Origin of the sequence: Mycobacterium hippophais (assembly GCF_027529605.1) — a bacterium.
GTDB classification, from domain to species: Bacteria; Actinomycetota; Actinomycetes; order Mycobacteriales; family Mycobacteriaceae; genus Mycobacterium; species Mycobacterium arseniciresistens.
In genome coordinates, this window is sequence record NZ_JAPZPY010000017.1 from 43,377 (window position 1) to 61,378 (window position 18,002).

General features: G+C 69.0%; 18 protein-coding genes and 1 pseudogene. 14 read left to right on the plus strand and 5 right to left on the minus strand.

All coding sequences use genetic code 11. From position 1 onward, the window contains the following. On the minus strand, window positions 1-1,272 hold the full coding sequence (locus O6P37_RS26380; protein WP_269896858.1) for a hypothetical protein: 1,272 nt from the start codon (window positions 1,270-1,272) through the stop codon (window positions 1-3). Window positions 1,273-1,921: 649 nt separating this feature from the next. Here O6P37_RS26380 and O6P37_RS26385 point away from each other — a divergent pair. Genes O6P37_RS26385 through O6P37_RS26400 form a run of 4 tightly spaced genes read left to right on the plus strand, consistent with a single transcriptional unit; the run spans window position 1,922 to window position 5,686 of the window. Beyond that, entirely contained in the window at window positions 1,922-3,193 is a 1,272-nt protein-coding gene (locus O6P37_RS26385) for a methyltransferase domain-containing protein (RefSeq protein ID WP_269896859.1), read from the plus strand. Then, window positions 3,190-3,999, plus strand: coding sequence for a glycosyltransferase family protein (locus O6P37_RS26390; RefSeq protein WP_264013107.1), 810 nt, complete (start codon window positions 3,190-3,192; stop codon window positions 3,997-3,999). The genes O6P37_RS26385 and O6P37_RS26390 overlap by 4 nt, the downstream gene beginning before the upstream one ends. After that, window positions 3,996-4,655: a PIG-L deacetylase family protein gene (locus O6P37_RS26395; protein ID WP_269896860.1), complete on the plus strand. Its 660-nt coding sequence runs from the start codon at window positions 3,996-3,998 to the stop codon at window positions 4,653-4,655. Before O6P37_RS26390 ends, O6P37_RS26395 begins: the two co-directional genes overlap by 4 nt. Further along, a complete protein-coding gene (locus O6P37_RS26400) occupies window positions 4,652-5,686 on the plus strand; it encodes an NAD-dependent epimerase/dehydratase family protein (RefSeq protein WP_269896861.1) in 1,035 nt (344 codons plus the stop codon). Before O6P37_RS26395 ends, O6P37_RS26400 begins: the two co-directional genes overlap by 4 nt. Here O6P37_RS26400 and O6P37_RS26405 read toward each other — a convergent pair. Beyond that, a complete protein-coding gene (locus O6P37_RS26405; protein ID WP_269896862.1) occupies window positions 5,670-6,224 on the minus strand; it encodes a dTDP-4-dehydrorhamnose 3,5-epimerase family protein in 555 nt (184 codons plus the stop codon). The two genes, O6P37_RS26400 and O6P37_RS26405, sit on opposite strands and share 17 nt — an antisense overlap. Before the next feature lie 14 nt (window positions 6,225-6,238). Between O6P37_RS26405 and O6P37_RS26410 the strand changes: the two are divergent. Together O6P37_RS26410 and O6P37_RS26415 are read left to right on the plus strand one after the other, a co-directional pair. Next, a pseudogene (locus O6P37_RS26410) lies at window positions 6,239-7,216 on the plus strand (class I SAM-dependent methyltransferase); the annotation flags it as partial. A gap of 48 nt (window positions 7,217-7,264) precedes the next feature. Continuing rightward, complete coding sequence (locus O6P37_RS26415) at window positions 7,265-8,656, plus strand: glutamate-1-semialdehyde 2,1-aminomutase (RefSeq protein WP_269896941.1); 1,392 nt, start codon at window positions 7,265-7,267, stop codon at window positions 8,654-8,656. A 6-nt stretch (window positions 8,657-8,662) separates the two neighbouring features. Here the strand turns inward: O6P37_RS26415 and O6P37_RS26420 are convergent, their stop codons facing one another. The 3 genes from O6P37_RS26420 to O6P37_RS26430 form a co-directional block, all read right to left on the minus strand. Continuing rightward, a complete protein-coding gene (locus O6P37_RS26420) occupies window positions 8,663-10,180 on the minus strand; it encodes an HNH endonuclease signature motif containing protein (RefSeq protein ID WP_269896863.1) in 1,518 nt (505 codons plus the stop codon). A 107-nt stretch (window positions 10,181-10,287) separates the two neighbouring features. After that, window positions 10,288-10,587: a YciI family protein gene (locus tag O6P37_RS26425; RefSeq protein ID WP_264013114.1), complete on the minus strand. Its 300-nt coding sequence runs from the start codon at window positions 10,585-10,587 to the stop codon at window positions 10,288-10,290. Beyond that, entirely contained in the window at window positions 10,580-11,371 is a 792-nt protein-coding gene (locus tag O6P37_RS26430; RefSeq protein WP_269896864.1) for a hypothetical protein, read from the minus strand. The genes O6P37_RS26425 and O6P37_RS26430 overlap by 8 nt, the downstream gene beginning before the upstream one ends. A gap of 200 nt (window positions 11,372-11,571) precedes the next feature. On the opposite strand from O6P37_RS26430, the gene O6P37_RS26435 reads away from it, so the two are divergent. The 8 genes from O6P37_RS26435 (at window position 11,572) to O6P37_RS26470 (ending at window position 17,994) form a co-directional block, all read left to right on the plus strand. Next, on the plus strand, window positions 11,572-12,573 hold the full coding sequence (locus O6P37_RS26435; RefSeq protein WP_269896865.1) for a Ppx/GppA phosphatase family protein: 1,002 nt from the start codon (window positions 11,572-11,574) through the stop codon (window positions 12,571-12,573). Continuing rightward, on the plus strand, window positions 12,570-13,622 hold the full coding sequence (locus tag O6P37_RS26440) for a hypothetical protein (protein WP_269896866.1): 1,053 nt from the start codon (window positions 12,570-12,572) through the stop codon (window positions 13,620-13,622). The genes O6P37_RS26435 and O6P37_RS26440 overlap by 4 nt, the downstream gene beginning before the upstream one ends. Window positions 13,623-13,629: 7 nt before the next feature. Then, on the plus strand, window positions 13,630-14,475 hold the full coding sequence (locus O6P37_RS26445) for a sugar phosphate isomerase/epimerase family protein (protein WP_269896867.1): 846 nt from the start codon (window positions 13,630-13,632) through the stop codon (window positions 14,473-14,475). 29 nt (window positions 14,476-14,504) lie between these two features. Continuing rightward, on the plus strand, window positions 14,505-15,344 hold the full coding sequence (locus O6P37_RS26450; protein WP_269896868.1) for a thioesterase family protein: 840 nt from the start codon (window positions 14,505-14,507) through the stop codon (window positions 15,342-15,344). A gap of 53 nt (window positions 15,345-15,397) precedes the next feature. Continuing rightward, window positions 15,398-16,270, plus strand: coding sequence for a pyrroline-5-carboxylate reductase (gene proC / locus O6P37_RS26455; RefSeq protein ID WP_269896869.1), 873 nt, complete (start codon window positions 15,398-15,400; stop codon window positions 16,268-16,270). A gap of 137 nt (window positions 16,271-16,407) precedes the next feature. Continuing rightward, window positions 16,408-16,665 carry a helix-turn-helix domain-containing protein gene (locus O6P37_RS26460; RefSeq protein WP_264013154.1) on the plus strand — a complete coding sequence of 86 codons (258 nt, stop codon included), beginning with the start codon at window positions 16,408-16,410 and terminating at the stop codon, window positions 16,663-16,665. Between the two features lie 118 nt (window positions 16,666-16,783). After that, window positions 16,784-16,885 carry a 30S ribosomal protein bS22 gene (locus O6P37_RS26465; RefSeq protein ID WP_003402602.1) on the plus strand — a complete coding sequence of 34 codons (102 nt, stop codon included), beginning with the start codon at window positions 16,784-16,786 and terminating at the stop codon, window positions 16,883-16,885. Window positions 16,886-16,914: 29 nt separating this feature from the next. Continuing rightward, complete coding sequence (locus tag O6P37_RS26470) at window positions 16,915-17,994, plus strand: SDR family oxidoreductase (protein ID WP_269896870.1); 1,080 nt, start codon at window positions 16,915-16,917, stop codon at window positions 17,992-17,994. Window positions 17,995-18,002 lie beyond the last annotated feature (8 nt).

The window sequence follows — 18,002 nt, forward strand, 5'->3', positions numbered from 1 at the left end:
TCAGGCGGCGCTGTCGCCGCTGTCCGTGTCGTTCTTCTTGTCGGACTTCGTGTCGGACTCGGTGTTCGACTTCGTGTCCGACTCCTTGTCCGGCTTCTGCTCTGACTTCGCGTCGGACTTCTTGCCCAGTGAGCGCAGCTTCTTCAGTGCCGAGCTGACCGGATTGTCCCTCTGCGCCCGGTGTTTCGGGCCGGTCGTTGAAGTGGCGGGTGCGGTCGCGTCCGCGTCGGCCTCGGCCGTCGCGTCCACGTCGGTGGCATCGGAGGCAGGCGTCGTCTCCGGCCCGGACTCGTCGGTGACATCCGTCGCGGTGTCGCTGTCGGCGGTGTGAGCCACGGTCTCGGCCCGGGTCTCGGTCGGCGCCGCAATCTGCAGCGTGACCGAGGTGGATTCGGGTGTCGACGTCTCGGTCGCCTTCAGCAGGTCCGCGGTGGGCGCCTGAGGGGCGATGGCGTCGGCGATGGCATCGCGGATGTCGAGCAGGGATGCCGCGACGCCGTTCGACCCGAGCAGACCGGCGGCGAAGAACTCTGACGGGTTGAGGCCGTTGAGCACCGTCCCGGTGAGGTCGGGCCCGAAGCTCAGCACCGCGTTGGCGACCGCTTCTGCGTCGCCGGCCTCCAAAGCCGCCACCAGCGCGTCGCCGGCGGCGCCGATCGTGCTGACGGTGTCCGTCAACAGGTTGACGGGTGACAGCACCGGCCCGAGGAGTCCGAGGAGATTTGTCGGGCTGGTGAGGTCGATGACGTTCAGCAGGTTCGCGATGGGCTGTCGCAAGGCGTTCTGGAAATCGGCGTAGATCTCGGGCTGGAAGATCAGGATGTTGATGGCGCCGTCGAGGATCGGTCCGATGGCCACCTGCAACAACGTGTTCAGCCCGCCGCTGATGTCGCCTGTGGCGAGATCGTCGATTGCGGACTGGAGAAGCTGAGGCGTCTGGCTGATCGCCTCGATGAAGCTCGCTCCGAAGGTCTGGGCAAGCGCCGCGATCGCCTCGGCGCTCTGACGTTGGTTGGCGATGATGTTGCTCAGGATCGGCGCGGGATTCTCGGCGAACCTCGCACCGAGGGCTCCCGCGTTCTCCGCGGCGGTCTCGAACACCGCCGCGAACTCCTCCAGCGGATTCACCAGAGCGTTGAGTTGGACGGCGGCCGTGGAGACCTTCGGCACCTGCACATCCGGTAGGGGAGGAGCGACGGGGCCGGCGGCGAGTGCGCCGACTCCGAGCACCGCCACACCGGCGGCTAGATACGAACGCGCGGCAACTTGCATTGTTTCTCCTTGCGGAAGGGATCGTGACCGCGCAGAACTTACCTACAAGTAAGTTCGAAGAAGAGGCAGTTCAGGAAACTTTCTCGGCCTCGGGTGAGGACCTGAAAAGCTCGGCAAAGCCACAGGATGAGTCGGGTTAATAGCTGCTCAGGCTGGTTTCAGCGGCCGCCGGGCGATCTGCTGAGCAATCCGCAGTACTGTGCGCCAGCACAGCATTTAGGTCAGCTACCAAGTGGCGCCCGCGGTCACTGTTTTGCTGATCCGTCGAACTGTTCGTAACCGCACTTACGCTACCCAGCGGTAACGTACCACCGCCCACTTTGCTGATCGGCTGTTTTGTCGAGCCGGTTGACACAATACCGCTGTGTGTCGATCAGACCCGCTCGTCTGCGCGACGGCCCAGGTCAGGGCGCCGGCGCCTTCGCCATTCCGTTGCGATCGCAACCGAATGTCACCGCCCGCCACTTTGTGAGGCGGCCCATGGTCGAGCCGCTGGGTGTTCCAGGTCACTGCACAGGCGGCGACCTGCGCCCCAACCCTTGGCGATGACGAAACGTGTCATGATCGTGCGATTTCAGCAACGTTAGCGCAGTTAGCTATGCTCTGTTACGCTCCGCAGCGGAGTCACCCCTAGAGCGAAGGCCTCAATGTGTCGTGCCGCCTGTGTGCATCTGATCGGCTGATCAGCGTCCTCGATCTCGGCGCGACCCCGCCGTGCGAGAAGTTCCTCTCTGTCACCGACCTCGAGCTGCCCGAGGCGACATTTCCGCTGCACCTGCGGCTGTGTACCGACTGTCTGCTGCTCCAGATCCCCGCGCTGATCACGCCGGAGGACACCTTCACCGAATACGCCTACTTCTCGTCGTTCTCCGACAGCTGGGTCGATCACGCACGCCAGTTCGTCGGCGGCGCCGTCGAACGGCTGGAGCTGACGCAGAAGTCATTTGTCATCGAAGTTGCCAGCAACGACGGCTACCTTCTTCAGCACGTCGTCGACGCGGGCGTGCGCTGCCTCGGCATCGAACCGTCGGTGAACGTCGGCGCCGCGGCCGCCGACCGTGGCGTGCCCACTGTGACCGCGTTCCTCGACGAGGCGACGGCCCGCGACGTGCGAGCCGAACACGGTGCCGCGGACCTCGTGGTCGCCAACAACGTCTATGCCCACATCCCGGACCTGCTGGGGTTCACCCGCGCGCTGCGGCTGCTGATGGCCGACGACGGCTGGCTGTCGATCGAGGTGCACCACGCGCGCAACCTCGTCGAGCTCGCCCAGTTCGACACGATCTACCACGAGCACTTCCAGTACTACACAGTGGCTTCGGCCGCGCGGGCGCTCGCAACGGCCGGGCTCGCCGTCGTCGACGTGGAGCCGATCCCCACCCACGGCGGATCGATCCGGGTGTGGGCCAGGCCGGAGCCGGTCGCGGGCACACCGTCCGCGCGGGTGGCCGAGGTGCTGGCCGCCGAGGAGGAGGCAGGCCTGCACGACGTCGCCGGCTACGTCACGCTGCGGCCCCGCGTCGAGCACGTCCGTCACGAGCTGCTGCGCTTCCTGCTCGACTGCCGCGCGGCGGGCAAGCGGGTGGTCGGCTACGGCGCCCCCGGCAAGGGCAACACGCTGCTCAACTACTGCGGCATCCGGTCGGACCTCATCGAGTACACCGTCGACCGCAACCCGTACAAGCACGGCAGGTACACCCCCGGCACCCGCATCCCGATCCATTCGGTGGACCGGCTCGAGAAGGACCGGCCCGACGTGATCGTCGTGCTGCCGTGGAACCTCGCCACCGAGATCACCGAGCAGCTGGCCTACACGGCCGAATGGGGTGCGCAACTGGCGATCCCGCTGCCGCACCTGCAGATCGTCCAGCCCGGCGCGACCACTCCGGCACGCCGAACCACGAATGGGGACCCCGAATGAAGGTAGTGCTGTTCTGCGGCGGATACGGCATGCGGATGCGCAACGGCGCCGAGGACGTCGTGCCCAAGCCCATGCAGATGATCGGCCCGCGGCCCCTGATCTGGCACGTGATGCGGTACTACGCGCACTTCGGGCACAAGGACTTCATCCTCTGCCTCGGCTACGGCGCGAGCCACATCAAGGACTTCTTCCTGAACTACCAGGAGGCGATGTCCAATGACTTCGTCATCCGCGACGGCCAGGTCGACCTGCTGGACTCCGACATCGCCGACTGGACGATCACCTTCGTCGACACCGGGCCTGAGTCGCCGATCGGTGAGCGGCTGCGCCGTGTCCGGCACTTCGTCGAGGACGACGAGTACTTCCTCGCCAACTACGCCGACGTGCTCACCGACGCGCCGATGGACCAGATCGTGGACGAGGTGAAGGCGTCCGGCGCCGCCGCCTCGATGCTGATCGTGCCGCCGCAGTCGTCGTTCCACTGCGTCGACATCGCCGAAGACGGCAACATCAGCGGCATCACCGCCGTGTCGCGACTGCCGATCTGGGAGAACGGCGGCTTCTTCGTGCTCAAGACCGCCGACGTGCTCGAGCTGCTCACCGAGAACTGCGACCTCGTCGAGGACGTCTGCGGCAAGCTGGCCGCCCAGGGGAAACTTTACGGCCACAAGCACTTCGGGTTCTGGAAGCCGGCCGACACGTTCAAGGAGCGCGCCGAACTCGACGCCGGGTACCAGCGTGGCGACCGGCCCTGGATGCTCTGGGAGCACTCGAAGGCGGCTCCGCAGCTCGCACCGGCGACGTGATCGATCTGCAGGCAGGCGATCTGAGCGAGATCGCCGTCCTCGGGGCGCACTGCGACGACGTCGCCATCGGCATGGGTGGCACACTGCTGGCGCTGTCAGAGGCCAACCCCGGCCTGCGTGTGCATGCGCTGGTGCTCAGCGGCGCCGGTACCGAACGTGAGGCCGAGGAGCGGGCCGCGCTCGCGGCGTTCTGTCCGGGTGCGACGGTGGCCGTGACGATCCTCGACGTGCCCGACGGGCGTGCACCTGCGCACTGGGAGCGGGTGAAGGACGCGCTGAAGGCGTTTCGCGCGACCTGTTCGCCCGACGTGGTGTTCGCCACGCATCGCGGCGACGCGCACCAGGATCACCGGATGCTCGCCGAACTGGTGCCCACCGAGTTCCGCGACCAGCTGATCCTGGGTTACGAGATCCTCAAGTGGGAGACCGACACCCCCGCGGTGACGGTGTTCCATCCCCTCGACACCGCGACGGCCGAGGAGAAGGTGCGGCTGCTGCACAAGCACTATCCGTCCCAGACCGCCAGGGACTGGTTCGACGAACTGTCGTTCCTCGGGCTGTCGCGGCTGCGCGGCGTGCAGTGCCGCAGCAGTCACGCCGAGGCATTCGTGGTCGACAAGGTCGTCGTCAAATTCGGGAAAGGCAACGCCGCATGACACAACGGGTTCTGGTCACCGGCCACCAGGGATACCTCGGCACCGTGATGGTCCCGGTGCTGCAGGCCGAGGGCCACGACGTGGTGGGCCTGGACAACGGCTACTTCAGCGACTGCGTGCTGGGCCAGGCTCCGGTGGACCCGCCCAGCCTGCGCACCGACCTGCGCGACGTGACCGTCGAGGAGCTGCGCGGATTCGACGCGGTGGTGCACCTCGCCGCGCTGTCCAACGACCCGCTGGGGGCGCTGGAGCCGCAGATCACCTACGACATCAACCACTGGGCGTCGGTCCGGCTGGCGCGGCTGGCCAAGGACGCCGGCGTGCAGCGGTTCCTCTACGCGTCGACCTGCTCGGTGTACGGCGCCGCGGGCGACGGGCTGGTCGGCGAGGATGCGCCGCTGCGACCCCTGACGCCCTACGCGATCAGCAAGGTCCGCGTCGAGGACGACGTGGCGGCGATGGCAGACGACGACTTCACGCCGGTATTCCTGCGCAACGCAACGGCCTTCGGCTTCTCGCCGCGGCTGCGCGCGGACATCGTGCTGAACAACCTGGTCGGTCACGCGGTGCTCAGCGGTGTGGTGCGGGTGATGTCGGACGGCACGCCGTGGCGCCCGCTGGTGCACGCCCGCGACATCGCGCAGGCGTTCGCGGTCTGCCTGGCGGCGCCCGCGGAGACCATCTCGTGCCGGGCGTTCAACGTCGGCGGCGAGGCGAACAACGTCACCGTGGCGCAGATCGCCAACGAGGTGGTCGATGTCGTACCCGGCTCGACGGTCGCGATCACCGGTGAGAGCGGCGCCGACCCGCGCTCCTACCGGGTCGACTTCAGCCGCGCCCGCAACGAGCTCGGCTTCGAGGCGGCATGGTCGATCGCCGACGGCGCCGCCGAGCTGTATGCCGCATACACGGCACACGGCTTGCAGCGCAACGACTTCGAACACAAATTCACCCGGTTGGCGCGACTGCAGGAGCTGCGTGGCAGCGGAGCGATCGACGAGACGATGCGACGTGTCAACGCAATTGCGTGAGCAGCTCGCCCCAGGTGCCCGCGGCGGCGTCGCGGTCGGAGATGCGCGTCACCGGCAGCGGCCAGTCGATCGCCAGTTCGGGATCGGCGTGGTGCACCGCGACGTCCTCGGCCGGGTCGTGCGGACGGTCGATGCGGTAGCAGACGTCGGCGATCTCGGTGAGCGCCTGGAAGCCGTGCAGAATGCCGGGCGGCACGTACAGGTGACGGAAGTCGTTGTCGTCGAGCAGGAACGACTGGTGACGTCCGAAGGTCGGCGACGACGGCCGGGCGTCGACGAGCACGTCGTGCACCGCGCCGTGCGCGCAGCGGACGAGCTTCGCCTCGCCGCGGCCGCGCCGTCCGTGCAGGCCGCGGATGACACCCCGGGCCGAACGGGACTGCGAATCCTGGCGGAACGCCGCGGCAGCGCCGGGGGTGCCGAGGTGACCGTCGAAGATGTCCGCGTCGAAGGTGCGGGTGAACAGGCCACGATCGTCACGGTGCGGCTGCGGGACGAGCACCACCACCCCGGCCAGTTCGGCCTGCTCGATACGCACGAGGACATGCTGCCATGAGTTGTCGCGGATGCGGGGAACCTGCGCTGCACCGGGTGCTGGACCTGGGCGCCGTGCCCGCGGCCGATCACTTCCCGCCGGCGTCGTCGCCGGTCCGGCCGCAGGAGACGGCTCACCCGCTGGCGATGGCGCTGTGCCCGGACTGTGGGCTGGCCCAGCTGTCCGAGGACGACACGGTGACCGACGAACCGCGCGGGATCGAACCGCAGGCGCTTCGCGACCAGGCCGCCGACGCGGTGGCCCGGGTGGCCGGCCAGGGCTGGCTGACCGGCGCCACGGTCCGCGAGTTCGGCAGTCCGCACGGCGGCAGCTGGCTTCCGCTGCTCGCCGACCGCGGATTCGTCACCACCGCGGGACCCGCCGACGTGGTGCTCGACTGCTTCGGCATCATGCACGAACCCGATCAGAAGGCGGCGTTCGCGCAGCGGGCGGCCGCCACCGGACCCGGTGGCGTGCTGCTGCTGCAGTACCATTCGCTGTCCGCCATCGTGTCGCACGGGCAGTGGAATGCGTTGCGCCACGGACACTTCGCGTACTACTCGATGCCCGCGCTGGTCCGGTTGCTCGCCGGCGCCGGGATGCGGGCGGAGACGGTGTGGCACTTCGACCTCTACGGCGGCACGGTGCTGGTGGCCGCCGTGCACGGCGACGCGCCGCCGGGACCCGACGCTGCGGCGTTGCTCGACGCGGACGCGCCGATGACCGACCCGCGGCAGGTCGGCGCATTGCAGACCGCCGCGGACACCCACGCGTCGCAATTGCGCGGGTGGCTGGAGTCGGAACGACATGCGGGGCGGCGGGTGTACGCCTACGGCGCCGCGTCGCGGGCGGTGGCGCTGTTCGCCCGTGCCGGCGTCGACCGCTCGCTGATCGGCGGGGTCGCCGACGCGTCGCCGGCCAAACAGGACCGCCGGATGCCGGGCACCGACGTGCCCATCATTTCGCCCGAGGACCTGCAGGCCGCCGGGCCCGACACGGTTCTGCTCACCGTGCCCGACCTGCTGCCCGAGGTGTCGTCGCGGATGCCCGCACTGGCGGGCAGGTGGGTGACCGACGAGAGGTTCGCCGTGCCGCAAGACCCTTCGTTCGAACGCTCGCGCGCGCTGCAGGATCGGTTGCACGATCTGGTCCCCGGCGGGGCGCACACCTACGCCCGCGGGTCCGACCAATATCCGGAGTTCATGACACCGGTGTTGACGCGCGGGGCCGGCGCACGCGTGTGGGACGTCGACGGCAATTCGTATGTGGAGTACGGAATGGGGTTGCGATCGGTGACCCTCGGCCACGGCTACCGGCCGGTGGTGGAGGCGGTGAGCCGGGCGATCGCCGACGGGGTGAACTTCAGCAGGCCGACGGCGATGGAAGTCGCCGCCGCCGAGGACTTCCTGTCGTTGGTGCCGGGCGCCAACATGGTGAAGTTCGCCAAGAACGGCTCCGACGTCACGACCGCGGCGGTGCGATTGGCCCGGGCGGTCACCGGGCGGGTGAAGGTCGCGGCGTGTGAGCAGCCGTTCTTCTCCACCGACGACTGGTTCATCGGGACGACCGCCATGAACAGCGGCATCCCGGACGCGCATGTCGCGACGACGGTGCGGTTCACCTACAACGACCTGGACTCGGTGGCGGCGGCGCTGGCCGGTGACGACGTCGCATGCGTGATCCTCGAGGCGGCCACCGCGACCGCCGAACCGGCGCCAGGCTTCCTGGCCGGCCTTCGCGGGCTGTGCGACCGGCACGGCACGCTGCTGGTGTTCGACGAGATGATCACCGGCTTCCGCTGGTCGGCCGGTGGCGCGCAGGCCGTGTACGGCGTGCAACCGGACCTGTCGTGCTGGGGCAAGGCGATGGCCAACGGGTTCCCGCTGTCCGCGCTGGCCGGTCGGCGGGAGTACATGGAACGGGGCGGCTTGCGCACCGACGAGGATCGGGTGTTCCTGCTGTCGACCACGCACGGCGCCGAAACCGCCTCGCTCGCAGCGTTTTCAGCGGTGGTTCAGGCGTACCGCGACGGCGACCCGGTGGGGCGGATGGAACGCGCGGGCCGGATGCTGGCCGACGGCGTGACTGCGGCGGTGGCGGAGCATGGCTTGGAACGGCACGTCCGGGTGATAGGCCGGCCGTCGTGCCTAGTGTTCGTCACCGGCGACGCCGACGGTGTCCCGTCCCAGGCGTACCGGACGCTGTTCCTGCAGGAGTTGTTGCGCCGTGGGGTGCTCGGCCAGTCCTTCGTCACGTCGGCGGCGCACACCGATGCCGACATCGAGCACACGATCGCCGCGGTGCGCGGCGCCCTGCCCGTCTACCGCCGCGCCATCGACGCCGGGACCGTCGACGGGCTGCTGGAAGGCCGGCCGGTCGCGCCGGCCGTCCGCCGCACGGCCGCACCACGTTTCATCGACGCCCGGGTGTCCTAGCGGCGGCTAGAAGGGCGGCGGTCTGTTTCGCTCTGCGACGTAGTCCTCGTTGAGGCGGCGGTCGGCGTCGATGCGGGCCGCCCGATCTTGGGCTCGGGTTCGGGACCGCCGCGGCATCATCACACCCGTCGCGACTACTGTCTCCCCGCGGACGGTCACCGCAGCGGTGGGCCGGCAGAGCGCCGGGAACTGCAGCCGGCTGCCGGGCTCGGTGGTGTGTGCCAGCCCGTCGGGACTCGTCCACACCACCGTGCCGTCGGGCAGTTGCCGTTCCCGCCAGCCGTCGGACCCACCCCAGTAGGTCTTCAAGAGGTGGTGGTTCCGGCACAGGCACTTCAGGTTGGCGGCCTGCGTCGGACCGGCCGGATAGCTGATCGTGTGGTCGATGTCGCAGTCCCACGCCGACACGTCGCAGCCCGGGTAGCGGCACGTCATGTCGCGACAGCGGACGAACTCGTCGAGCTTGGCCGATGGCCGGTACCGAGGCTCGGGGGGACTGTCGCCAGGGTGGACGATCGTGCGCACCAACGCCCGGGGGGCCAGCGTCGCCAGCACCGGTGCCGGCAGCAGACCGCCGCCGATCAGGACGCCGGGAGTGGCATCGGTGGGTCCTTTGGGCGCCGGCTGCCAGAAAGCTTCGGCGATCGTCTGCTCCTGCAGTGGCTTACCGGCGGTCGGACGCTCCGGCTCGGCGCCGTTCAATCGAGCTCCCTCGGATTCGGCGAGGCTGCTCTCGTCGGCCACGACATGGATCACCGCGTTGCTCGGTGTCACTCCCGCTGCGGCGCAGTCTGATTCACCACAATTGCAGGTCAGACGGTCAGCTCCCGCGGCGAATGCGCCGAGCGCGTCGGCGCGGCGCTGGTCGAGATCGCGGCCATCGGCGTCACACACCGCACGGGCCATCGCGTCGAGCCGCTTGTCCAGAGCCACCGCATCATGGGCGTACATCCGCGCCCACAGCGTCCCAACGCCGCTGCCATCAGGAATGTGGACATCGGCGTACCGGTTGCGTGCGTGAATCTCGATGCGGCGCAACGCATAGGGGTCGTAGCGGTCGACCCAGTAGTCGATCGCGCCCTCCAGCATGGCCGCGGACAGCGACCCCCAGCCGCTGATGTGCGCCGCCAGTTCGGCGTCGACCTTGGCCAACGCCTCCTCCTGCTTGATCAGCGCGGTGCGGAAGACGATCGTGTTGATCAGCCGGTAGGACACCGCGCCCGCGGCGAAGACTTCGGCCACCCGCGGCAGCCGGTCGGCCAGTGCCCTGGCCACCATCAGCTGATGGGACGCCGCCCCGGGCGTCACCCCCATGGCGGCCGCCACCTCGGCGCTCACCGCAGCCCAGTTGTCGAGGCACCACTGCTCCCTCTCGGCGGCGTTCGAAGCAGTAAGACGCGCCTGCAACACCGAAGCGATCGCGGCCAATCGCCGGGCCGCGGCCGCATTCTCCACCCGCGCCCACGCCGCGACGGCCGCGCCACCGCGGACGTCGCGGTCCGGCATCTCCAACGCTTCGAACATATGAGCGAATTTACGGCGCACCACCGACGCGGGAGTCGGCCACAACGACCACCGACGTGGAGCTGTGGATGAACTCGCGACTGTGGACAACCGCTTGACGCGACGGACTAGCCGGTGATGCCGCCCATGATCTCGAAGACCTCGAACGAGTTGACCCCGGCGAGCACCGACGGGTCGCGATGGCCGATCTCGAGCACCTCGGCCTGGTCCCGCGCACGCAGCACACCCATGCCCCACACGCCCTCGGGGTCGGCGACCGGGCCGTAGACCACCACCCTGCCGTCTGCCAGCAACGTGCGCCAGTAGTCCTGATGGCCGGCCATCGCCTGCTGCTCGTCGGCCGTCATCGTCTGCGCGAAGTCCGCCCGCGGCGGGATCAACCGGAACAGGAAGAGCGTGTCAGCCATGGGTGTGTGACTCCGATGCGCGGGTGGCAGGGTGGATGGCGATCAGCCCTAAACCGCTGCGCCGCTTGCACATCGCGGCGAGCTCGGCGTAGGCCTTCTCGCCGAGCAGTTCGGTGAGCTCGGGACCATAGGACTCCCACACCTGCCGCGATCCGACGTGCGCGGCCGGGTCGCCCGTGCAGTACCAGTGCAGATCGGCGCCGCCCTCACCCCAGCCGCGACGGTCGTACTCGGTGATCGTCGTCCTGAGCACCTCGGTTCCGTCGGGCCGGGTCACCCAGTCCTGACTACGCCGAATCGGCAACTGCCAGCACACATCCGGCTTCATCGTGAGCGGCTCGACACCCATCTTGAGTGCCTTGCTGTGCAGTGCGCAGCCGATGCCGCCCTCGAAGCCGGGCCGATTGAGGAAGATGCACGCGCCCTTGTACTTGCGGGTCCGCAGATTGGGTTTGTCGTCGTACTCGTCCATCTCGAGGTAGCCCTTCTTGCCCAGGCCCTTCTCGCGGAACTGCCAGTCGTCGTCGGTGAGGTGCTTGACCGCGTCGTCGAGCCGGGCGCGGTCGTCGTCGTCGGACAGGAAGGCGCCGTGCGAGCAGCAGCCGTCATCCGGCCTGCCCTCCACGGTGCCCTGGCACGCGGGCGTGCCGAAGACACAGGTCCACCGCGACAACAGCCACGTCATGTCGGCCGCGATCAACTGTTCGGGGTCGTCGGGATGATAGAACTCGACCCACTCGCGGGCGAAGTCGAGCTCGACCTCGCCGGGATGTGAACTGTCCACGACGACACGCTACTCCCGGCACCGGTCATCCGGCACGAGGAATGCGAGCGCGTCGCCGCGGCGCGAAGATCACATCGATCATGCGTCGCAACGCCTTCCGATCCGCCGCGGGCCACGTCCCCACCTTGCGGCCGGAAGCACATGGCGGGCATTGCCGGAGTCCTTCCGGAAGTTCGCCCGGCACCCACTAGGTTGGGGGAGTGCGACTGGGCGTACTCGACGTGGGCAGCAACACGGTGCATCTGTTGGTGGTCGATGCCCGCCGTGGCGGTCACCCGACGCCGATGAGCTCGACGAAGGCGTCACTGCGGCTGGCCGAGGCGATCGACTCGTCCGGCAAACTGACCCGCAAGGGCGCCGACAAGCTCGTCGACACCATCGACGAGTTCGCCAAGATCGCCGCGAGTTCAGGGTGCGCGGAGTTGATGGCCTTCGCGACCTCGGCCGTGCGTGACGCCACCAACTCCGAGGACCTGCTGGCGCGGGTGCTGGCCGAGACGGGCGTCTCACTGCAGGTGCTCAGCGGCGTCGACGAGTCGCGGCTGACCTTCCTGGCCGTTCGCCGCTGGTACGGCTGGAGCGCAGGGCGGATCATCAACATCGACATCGGCGGGGGTTCGCTGGAGCTCTCCAACGGGGTCGACGAAGAGCCCGAGGCGGCGCTGTCGCTGCCGCTGGGCGCCGGTCGGCTGACGCGGGAATGGCTGCAGGACGACCCGCCGGGCCGGCGCCGGGTGGCGATGCTGCGCGACTGGCTGGCCACCGAACTGGCCGAGTCCGGCGCCGAACTGCTCAAGGCGGGCAGCCCGGACCTCGCCGTCGCCACCTCGAAGACGTTCCGGTCGCTGGCGCGGCTCACCGGCGCGGCGCCGTCGGGAGCAGGGCCGCGGGTGAAACGGACACTCACGGCCACCGGGTTGCGGCAGCTCATAGCTTTCATCTCTAGGATGACGACGGCCGACCGTGCCGAACTGGAAGGGGTGAGTGCCGAGCGGGCGCCACAGATCGTGGCCGGAGCTCTGGTAGCCGAGGCGAGCATGCGCGCACTTTCGATCGACTCCGTGGACATCTGTCCATGGGCATTGCGGGAAGGCCTGATTCTGCGGAAACTCGACAGTGAGGCCGACGGCACCGCCCTGGTGGAAACGTCCGTGCGAGATGCGCGACGAGAGGTTCTCAGGCCCAAAGGCAGCACACGATGACAGGACCAGAAGACAACGCCGGCGGCACCCGGCCCATTTCGGTTGCCGAGTTGCTGGCGAAGAACGGAACGATCGGCGCCCCGCCCGTCGGCGGCCGGCGCAGGCGTCGGCGCGGTAATACCGACTCGGTGACCGTCGCAGAGCTGACCGGTGAGATCCCGATCATCTCCGACCGCGACGTCTCGCACGACGACGTCCGCGACGACGTCCGCGATGACGACCACCATGAGGACGCGCCCGTCGACACCGACGGCGGCAACGACGTCACCGGCAGGCTCCCGACCAACGGCACCGTGGAACGGGCGCCGGAACCGGAGGCCGAACCGGAGACGCCGGTCGACGAGGACGAGGACCCCGAGGCCGACTACACGGCTCATCTGGGCAGCCGGGACGCCGACCCCGATCCGGTGGACTTCCAGCCGCCGCGCAAGCCGCACTACGCGCACGCAATGCGCCGCCAGCCGTCCACGGCTGCCGCGGGCGCCGAGGACATGAGCCCGGACCCCGCGGTGCTCGACCTGGACGCCACCTATGGCGAGGCCTACGGCGACGACGCTCTCGACGCCCCGCTCGACCTGGCGGATCCGGCGGAGGCCGACTACGCCGGCTACTCCGGCACCGCGGACACCGACGACGACGAGCCGTCCTACATGCGGGGTTCCCAGAACCCGTTGTTCGGCGGTCAGACCGTCGCCGACGACCTGGCCCGCGGACGTGGCGCACCTGACGTCGACGACCTCGACCTGGACCTGCACGGCCCGGTGCGCGAGACGCCGGACACTCCGATGGCGGCGTTCATCCGCGGTGCCTGGATCGTCGGGCAGTGCATCCTCGCGGTGGTCTTCGGCGCCGGCCTCTTCGTCGCCTTCGACCAGCTGTGGAAGTGGAACAACATCGTCGCGCTGGTGCTGTCCGTGCTGGTGATCCTCGGCCTCGTCGTCGGGGTGCGGGTGGTGCGCAAGACCGAGGACATCGGCAGCACGCTGATCGCCGTCGCGGTCGGGGCGTTGGTCACGCTGGGGCCCCTGGCGCTGCTGCAGTCCGGCTAGCCGGCCAGTGCGTCCCGCCATCAAGGTCGGTCTGTCGACGGCCTCGGTCTACCCGCTGAGGACCGAGGCGGCGTTCGAGTACGCGGCGCGCCTCGGCTACGACGGTGTCGAGCTGATGGTCTGGGCCGAGGCGGTCAGCCAGGACATCGACGCCGTCGGCGAGCTGTCCGAGCGGTACGGAGTCCCGGTGCTGTCGGTGCACACGCCGTGCCTGCTCATCTCCCAGCGGGTGTGGGGCGCCGACCCGGTGGCCAAGCTCGAACGCAGCGTGCGTGCCGCCGAACAGCTCGGCGCGCAGACCGTCGTCGTGCATCCGCCGTTCCGCTGGCAGCGCCGCTACGCGCAGGGCTTCACCCAGCAGGTCGCCGATCTGGAGGCAGGCAGCGACGTCCTCGTCGCGGTGGAGAACATGTTCCCGTTCCGGGCCGACCGGTTCTTCGGCGCGGGTCCCACGTCGATTGAGCGGATGCGCAAACGCGGCGGCAGGCCAGGCCCCGGCATCTCGGCGTTCGCGCCCTCCTACGACCCGCTGGACGGCAACCACGCCCACTACACGCTCGACCTCAGCCACACCGCGACCGCGGGCACCGACGCCATCGACATGGCGCAGCGGATGGGCGACGGCCTGGTGCACCTGCACCTGTGCGACGGCAGCGGCGCATCGGTCGACGAACACCTCGTCCCCGGCCGCGGCACCCAGCCCACGGTCGAGGTGTGCGAGACGCTGGCCAACGGCGACTTCAGCGGACACGTGATCCTGGAGGTCACCACGTCCGGGGCGCGCAACGCGACCGAACGCGAGGCGCTGCTGCGCGAGTCGCTGCAGTTCGCCCGGACCCATCTGCTGCGCTGACCACGCGCCGACACCCGAAGGATTCCACCGTGCCCGGATCGACCTCGTTCACCGATGCCATGACGCTGACCGCGGTCGAGCAGGACGACCGCACCGGTGTGTACGACGGTGAGCTGAACGAGCACTGGACGATCGGGCCCAAGGTGCACGGCGGCGCGATGCTCGCGCTGTGCGCCAAGGCGGCGCACATCTCCTGCGGCGGTGCCGGAGAAGACGGCGGCTTCCAGCCGATCGCCGTCTCGGCCAATTACCTGTGGGCGCCCGATCCCGGGCCGATGCGGGTGCGCACTTCGATCCGCAAGCGCGGCCGCCGGGTCAGCCTCGTTGACGTCGAGCTCACCCAGGGCGACCGCACCGCGGTCACCGTCGCGGTCACACTGGCCGACGCCGAGCATCACGTCCCGCCACTGCTGAGCTTCAACCCGGTGGTGCCGCTGATGACGCCGGAGCCGCCGCCCGGGCTGGAGCCGATCGGCCCCGGCCATCCGATGGCCGACATCGTGCACCTCGCGCACGGCTGCGACATCCGGCCCGCCCTGCACACGCTCGGGCCGCGGTCGGACGGCGGGCCGCCGGTGTTCGAGTACTGGGTGCGGCCGAAGGACAGCGCGCCCGACGTGCTCTTCGCGCTGCTGTGCGGCGACGTCTCGGCGCCGGTGACATTCGCCGTCGACCGCAGCGGCTGGGCGCCCACGGTGCAGCTGACGGCCTACCTGCGTGGTCTGCCGGCCGACGGCTGGCTGCGGGTCATGTGCACGGCCGTGCAGATCGGTCAGGACTGGTTCGACGAGGACCACATCGTCGTCGACGTGGAGGGCCGCATCATCGTCCAGACCCGCCAGCTGGCCATGGTGCCGCCGCCCGCCTGATGCCGTAGGCGTCGATCGACGGGGTCGCGCTGCGGCATGGAATGCTGTGGCCCATGTCGAGGATCGCGATCATCGGTGGCGGCAGCATGGGCGAGGCGCTGCTGTCCGGACTGCTGCGGGCGGGCCGTCAGGTCAAGGACCTGGTGGTCGCCGAGAAGTATCCGGACCGGGCGAAATTCCTCGCCGAGAAGTACTCGGTGTTCGTCACCTCGGTCGCCGACGCCGCGGAGAACGCGAACTTCGTGATCGTCGCGGTGAAGCCCGCCGACGTGGAGAACGTCATCGACGACATCGCCCAGGCCGCCGCACACGCCGAGACCGACACCGCAGAGCAGGTCTTCGTCACCGTCGCGGCCGGCGTCACCACGGGCTTCTACGAGAACCGGCTGCCCGCGGGCGCGCCGGTGATCCGCGCGATGCCCAACGCCCCCGTCGTCGTGGGCGGCGGCGTCAGTGCGCTGGCGCCAGGCCGTTTCGCCACCCCGGCGCACCTGAAGGAGGTGTCGGCGATCTTCGACGCCGTCGGCGGCGTGCTGACCGTCCCGGAGAGCCAGCTCGACGCGGTGACCGCGGTGTCTGGCTCGGGGCCGGCGTACTTCTTCCTGATGGTCGAGGCCCTCATCGATGCAGGGGTCGCCGCCGGCCTCAGCCGCTCGGTGGCCACCGATCTGGTGGTGCAGACGATGGCCGGATCGGCCGCGATGCTGCTTGAGCGGCTCGACGAGGCGCAGCCGGCCGGGGAGGCGGCGATGGGCACCACGATGAACACGACCGCCGCGCAGCTGCGTGCCACCGTTACCTCGCCTGCGGGCACTACCGCCGCTGGGCTGCGGGAACTCGAACGCGGCGGTTTGCGGGCGGCGGTGGCCAGCGCGGTCGAGGCCGCGAAAACACGCTCTGAGCAGCTAGGAATTACATCTTCGTAGTTCGGCGATTTGAAATTGATTAGCCCACACCCGTCGCAGTAACCCCACCCGCCACGCTATTCTCCTCGTGTATGCACGGGTCGGTGCCAGCGGTGGGGAAGCCGCTGGAACTGCCCGGCCTGATGGATTGGGTTGCGATGACGTCTATGAACGGGCCATCGGCACGGGATTCGGCTGGCGGGAAGCGGGACGGCGGAGGTTCCGACGGTCAACCGCCACGAGCCCAATTCCTCACCGTCGCCGAAGTGGCGAGCCTGATGAGGGTGAGCAAGATGACGGTGTACCGGTTGGTGCACAACGGAGAGCTGCCCGCAGTGCGCGTTGGCCGCTCGTTCCGGGTGCATGCCAAGGCCGTTCACGACATGCTGGAGAGCTCGTACTTCGACGCAGGCTGATCGGCTCTCCGCGCTGAAGCCGGCGCAGGGACGGGCGTTTTCCCTTCACGGGGGCCGCCCGGGTAAAGTATGCCGGTCGAGTCAACGCGGCTCGGGGAGACTTTAGGTAGCGGAGTACATGGGTTCAGTCATCAAGAAGCGGCGTAAGCGTATGTCGAAGAAGAAGCACCGCAAGCTGCTTCGTCGCACTCGGGTGCAGCGCAGAAAACTCGGCAAGTAGCTTCGAGCTTCCGCCTATAGGCTGGCCGGATGGAGAGTTCTGGCGACTCCGCCTCGGGCGACGCGGTGCACTACCCGAAGGTCGTGCTGGTCACCGGAGCCTGCCGGTTCCTCGGCGGTTACCTGACCGCCCGGCTTGCGCAGAATCCGTTGATCAACCACGTCATCGCGGTGGACGCGATCGCGCCGAGCAAGGACCTGCTGCGGCGGATGGGCCGCGCCGAGTTCGTGCGCGCCGACATCCGGAACCCGTTCATCGCGAAGGTGATCCGCAACGGCGACGTGGACACCGTGGTGCACGCCGCGGCGGCGTCCTACGCGCCCCGCTCGGGTGGGCGGGCGACGCTCAAGGAACTCAACGTGATGGGCGCGATCCAGCTGTTCGCCGCCTGCCAGAAGGCGCCGTCGGTGCGCCGCGTGGTGCTGAAGTCGACGTCGGAGGTGTACGGGTCGACCTCGCGCGATCCGGTGATGTTCACCGAGGACAGCAGCGCCCGCCGGCCACCAGGCGAGGGGTTCGCCCGCGACAGCATGGACATCGAGGGCTATGCGCGCGGCCTGGCCCGCCGCAGGTCGGACATCGCCGTGACCATCCTGCGGCTGGCCAACATGATCGGGCCCGCGATGGACACCGCGCTGTCGCGCTACATCAGCGCACCGGTGGTGCCGACGGTCGTCGGTCACGACCCGAGGTTGCAGCTGCTGCACGAGCAGGATGCGCTCGGCGTGCTCGAGCGGGCCACGATGGCCGGCCGGGCGGGCACGTTCAACGTGGGCGCCGACGGGATCATCATGATGAGCCAGGCGCTCCGGCGGGCCGGCCGGGTCCCGCTGCCGGTGCCCCGTTCGGCCCTCTGGGCAGTGGATTCGCTGCGGCGCGCGACTCGGTACACTGAGCTTGATCGTGAGCAGCTCAACTACCTGAGCTACGGCCGGGTGATGGACACCGCGCGCATGCGCAAGGATCTCGGTTATAGCCCAAAGTGGTCGACCGTGGAAGCTTTTGACGATTACGTTCGCGGTCGAGGTTTGACGCCGATCATCGACCCGCGGTGGGTACGCTCAGTGGAGAGTCGCGCCGTGTCGGCAGCACAGCGCTGGGGAAGATAGACACTCAA